The sequence below is a fragment of the Desulfonatronospira sp. genome, assembly GCA_003563255.1.
GTDB lineage: Bacteria > Desulfobacterota > Desulfovibrionia > Desulfovibrionales > Desulfonatronovibrionaceae > Desulfonatronospira.
Map to the genome: position 1 here is coordinate 1 of PWSL01000406.1, position 4,167 is coordinate 4,167.

Annotated in this window: 3 protein-coding genes; all 3 read right to left on the reverse strand. The window is 55.9% G+C overall.

Translation table 11 applies throughout. From position 1 onward, the window contains the following. Positions 1-48: 48 nt before the first annotated feature. Complete coding sequence (gene mltF, locus QZP87_RS11755) at positions 49-1,416, reverse strand: membrane-bound lytic murein transglycosylase MltF (RefSeq protein WP_291323116.1); 1,368 nt, start codon at positions 1,414-1,416, stop codon at positions 49-51. 181 nt (positions 1,417-1,597) lie between these two features. Further along, entirely contained in the window at positions 1,598-2,758 is a 1,161-nt protein-coding gene (locus QZP87_RS11760; protein ID WP_291323117.1) for a hypothetical protein, read from the reverse strand. 11 nt (positions 2,759-2,769) lie between these two features. Beyond that, entirely contained in the window at positions 2,770-3,762 is a 993-nt protein-coding gene (gene msrB, locus QZP87_RS11765; RefSeq protein ID WP_291323118.1) for a peptide-methionine (R)-S-oxide reductase MsrB, read from the reverse strand. Positions 3,763-4,167 lie beyond the last annotated feature (405 nt).

A 4,167-nucleotide genomic window follows, 5' to 3' on the forward strand; every position in this document is an offset into this window, starting at 1 on the left:
CAGTCCCCGGAGGTCAATCATAAGTTTCGCTGTAGTGATAACCCAATTTTAAAAAGCCCTGGCTATGATGTCCCGGTAGTTGCGCACGCGGCTTACGAAGTGCACCGGCTCAAAGCCGCGGGCATAGCCGTAGCGCAGGGACGGATAGTAACGTTCGTCCGAAAGGAGGGGCAGAACTTGTTGCATGTCGTCCCAGGAGTCGGAGTCTTTGCCCAGGTTGCGGGCAAGCCGGCGGGCATCCAGGAGATGTCCCCTGCCCACGTTGTAGCTGGCCAGAGCCAGGTAGAGGCGGTCCGGATCAGGTATATCCTCCGGCAGGAGGCGGTAACGTTCCTCCAAGTACCTTGCTCCCCCCAGGATGCTCTGGGCCGGGTCCAGTCGGTCTTCGACTCCGAGGTACATGGCTGTTCTCTTAGTGAGCATCATGATGCCCCGGACACCGGTACGGCTTACAGCTTCGGGATCCCAGTGGGATTCCTGATAGGCCAGGGCGGCCAGAAGATCAGCCGGCATGCCGGTTTCTTGTTCGGCCAGCAGAAAGTATTCCTTGTACCGGGGCAGACGATCCTGGATGCGCCGGTTCAGGGCGCGCAGGTCCACAAAATCAAAATCTTTGATGTGGGCGTAATATTCGACCTGCATTTCGTGCAGAGCATTCTGACCTTCTGGGCTGTTCATCCAGGAGGCGGCCTTCATGGCCAGATCTTCATATCCTTTGGGCAGGTACCAGCCAAGCCCCTGGGTCTGGGTAAGATCAAAGGCCACGTAGAGATAAGGCATGAAGCGCTGGTTGATCTGAACTATATTTGAGTCAGCCACTGTACACTCAATGTCCTGCTGCGCAACCATGCCCAGCAGACGTTCAGTGCTTATTTCAACTGAGTTGTAGTCCAGGTCCTGGTACTTTTGAGACAGCTTTTGCAGTTTTTCAGCGTAACTGGAATCAGCAGTGACCCACAGGTCCACTTTCTCCAGGTCCTGAGGTCTGCCGGGCATGGGATTCATCCGTCTGTGGCAGACGACCTGCTGGGTGATTTCTTTTACTTCCGGGCCGCGCTCAAAGAGCTCGTCCCGGGAGTCCATGTGAGTCAGGCCGGCAGCCGCCAGGTGCGCACCGCCGGCTTCCAGGACCTTTAAAGCTTCGGCTGTGGTGGGAACCACTTTCCAGTGTACTTCCCAGCCCTTTGAGGCCGCCAGTGCCATGACCAGGTCGTATTCCGGACCGGTTCCGGTTTCGTGACGATCCAGGTAATATGTGGTGGATCCGCTGCGGGTCACAACGGTAAGAACCCCGGTCTCCTGGGGGGGCTGGTCCAGCACAGAGCGGTACAGATCATCGCCACAGGCGGCCAGGACCAGTAACAGATAGAGGCAGGCAATGCCCCGGAAAAGACTGTCAAGTGGATATTGTTGCATGGAAATGTATCTGGTTTTCAGGTTAACTTGCAGGCACCATATACAAAAACGCTTCGGATTTAAAGTCCTGATTAACCAACACTACAGCGAAACTTCAAAAAATTTGTAACCTGTCTCAATTGGGGACAGACACTTTTGCCGTTAGATAACAGGTGGTTGCGTATCAAAGTTGGTGCACAACTCAGGACTTTTCCAGCACAAATACGACCTCCATGTGCCAGGTCTGAGGGAACATGTCGAACATGGCCGCCTCCCGAATGCGCCAGCTGGCCTCCAGGTAAGGTGTCAGATCCCGGCAGGTGTTGACCACGTCGCAGGAGATCCACACCAGGCGCTGGAGGTATTCCAGCCTGGCCTGGCTTTGCAGGTTTTTGCCTCTCCCCGAGCGCGGCGGGTCCAGGATCAGTCCCTGGGGGCCGAACTTTTTTACAGCCTGCATAGCGTCCCGGCGACGCAGATCCCCGGTGTGGATGCCTAGATTGTGCAGGCCACCCTTTTTTGCGGCGCGTATGGTTCCTTGAGCTGCCTGGGGGTCTGATTCCAGGGCCAGGACCTCCTGGCCTTTTGCGGCACAGGCCAGGGCAAAGTTGCCGGCTCCGGCATACAGGTCTGCAATTCGCTCCAGGTGGGATAGCCGGGCATGGACGTAATCCACCAGATCCTGGTTCAGCCTCCAGTTGGCCTGAAAAAAAGAGCCTGGCCTGAGCTGAAGACTGACCCCGAAATTATTCAGGGGAAGCTTAAGCCACTCCTGGCTGGTGTGGGGAAGGACTTTGTGATCCAGGGGACTGGCCGCCACGGTGTAGCGTCCCCTCGGTAGTTCGCGGCAGATGCGGAGAAGATCCCGGGCCAGGACCGGGGCATGCAGCAGGCAACTGGGACAGTGCAGGGGATCGTTTCTGCCCAGGGCCTTGACATGCGGGCGGCCGTCCACGACTTCTGTCTGGCCGCGCCAGCGGTACCCCCAGCTTTCCGGGCTGGAAAAGACCTGGATTTCATCGGGGGCCTGCCCGGACCACTTACGGCCCAGGGCGCGGCGGATTTCCGAGTGCAGCACCTGGTGTTTATACAGCACCTGGACCTGGTAGGGCAAGACCCCGAAGCGGCATCCCCCGCAAAGATCACCCAGGGTGCAGGGATGCTCCTGCCTGTACTCTGTCTGCTCCAGAATGCGGGTGCACCTGGCCAGGAAATGATCTCTGGTACTTTTGGTTATTTGGGCCAGGATACGCTCTCCCGGGAATACACCAGGCTCCAGGATGACCACCCGGCCGGATTTAAGCCTGGCCAGAGCCCGGCCCCGCCAGATAAGACGCTCAACAGTAAGCTCCAGTTCCTGCATGGTAAGCCGGGCTAATCCTTGAACATACCGATAAATTCACCATACCCTTCCTGCTCCAGGTCTTCTGCAGGGACAAAGCGCAGGGCTGCGGAGTTGATGCAGTAACGCATGCCCGTGGGTTCCGGCCCATCATCATATACGTGTCCCAGGTGCGAGTCTGCACCAGCACTGCGAACCTCGGTGCGCGGGTGTGGCAGGCTGTGGTCCTGGCGCTGTATGATATTGTCATCCTTAATGGGACGGGTGAAACTGGGCCAGCCGGTGCCGGAATCGTACTTGTCCCTGGAGCAGAATAAGGGCTCTCCGGAGATGATGTCCACATAGATACCCTCTTCCTGGTGGTCCCAGTATTCGTTGTCAAAAGGGGTCTCGGTGCCGTCCTGCCGGGTAACCAGGTACTGCATGGGAGTCAGCTTGACCCCGGAGTGATCAGTAATGCTCCTGTTGCCGGCAGAGCCTGAAGCCGAAGGCCCCCAAAGTCTTTCCAGAAAGTCCTGACGCCCGGATAGAATCCGGTAACGGCGGTAGTGTTCTTTGTTTTTTTCGTAGTACTTCTGATGATATTCTTCTGCCGGGTAAAACTCATCCACAGGTAGAATCATTGTGGCCACCGGGCCCTGGAACTTGCCCGAGACCTCCAGGGCTTTTCTGGATTCCTCGGCTGCAATGCGCTGGTCCTCGTCATGATAGAATATGGCTGTTCTGTACTGGCTGCCCCGGTCTGCAAACTGTCCGCCGGAGTCAGTGGGGTCGATGGATTTCCAGAAGGCGTCCAGAAGCTGATGGTAACTAATCAGACCCGGATCAAAGGTGACCCGCACGGCCTCGAAATGCCCTGTGAGGCCTGTGGTTACCTGTTCGTAGGCAGGGTTTACAGTATGGCCCCCGGTGTAACCGGAAACAACCTCAAGCACACCTTCAAGCCTGGCCAGGTCGCTTTCCAGGCACCAGAAGCATCCTCCTGCGAAAGTGGCCTGCATACCTGAGTCTTGATCCATGTTCATGTTGTCCTCCAAAGTCTGTAGGATGGGGTTTGCCGGGAATATTTGGACAGGTTTACACCCCGTCAATTCTGTTTATAGGTGTTCACTGCAGTAAAAGCAAGGCTTGAACCGGACATTGTCAAATAAGTATCTGTTTAGCGCTTTTAAGGAAAGCAGGGGACAGGTACTCAGGGACCCACTTGAGCATCATTTTATGCTTAAAATATCTCATTTTTTGGGACAAGTGGGGTCCCGGAAGAGCCAGTCCCCCTGCCACATGCAAAGCGCTAAACAGATACTCAAATAATAATTATTTTCAGGTATCTGTTTAGCGATTTTAAGGAAAGCAGGGGACAGGCACTCCGGGACCCACTTGAGCATCATTTTGTGCTTAAAACATCTCATTTTTTGGGACAAGTGGGTCCC

Coding starts and splice junctions, on each gene's coding strand:
- mltF (WP_291323116.1), bottom strand. CDS start 1,416: ATGCAACAATATCCACTTGACAGTCTTTTCCGGGGCATTGCCTGCCTC.
- msrB (WP_291323118.1), bottom strand. CDS start 3,762: ATGAACATGGATCAAGACTCAGGTATGCAGGCCACTTTCGCAGGAGGA.
- QZP87_RS11760 (WP_291323117.1), bottom strand. CDS start 2,758: ATGCAGGAACTGGAGCTTACTGTTGAGCGTCTTATCTGGCGGGGCCGG.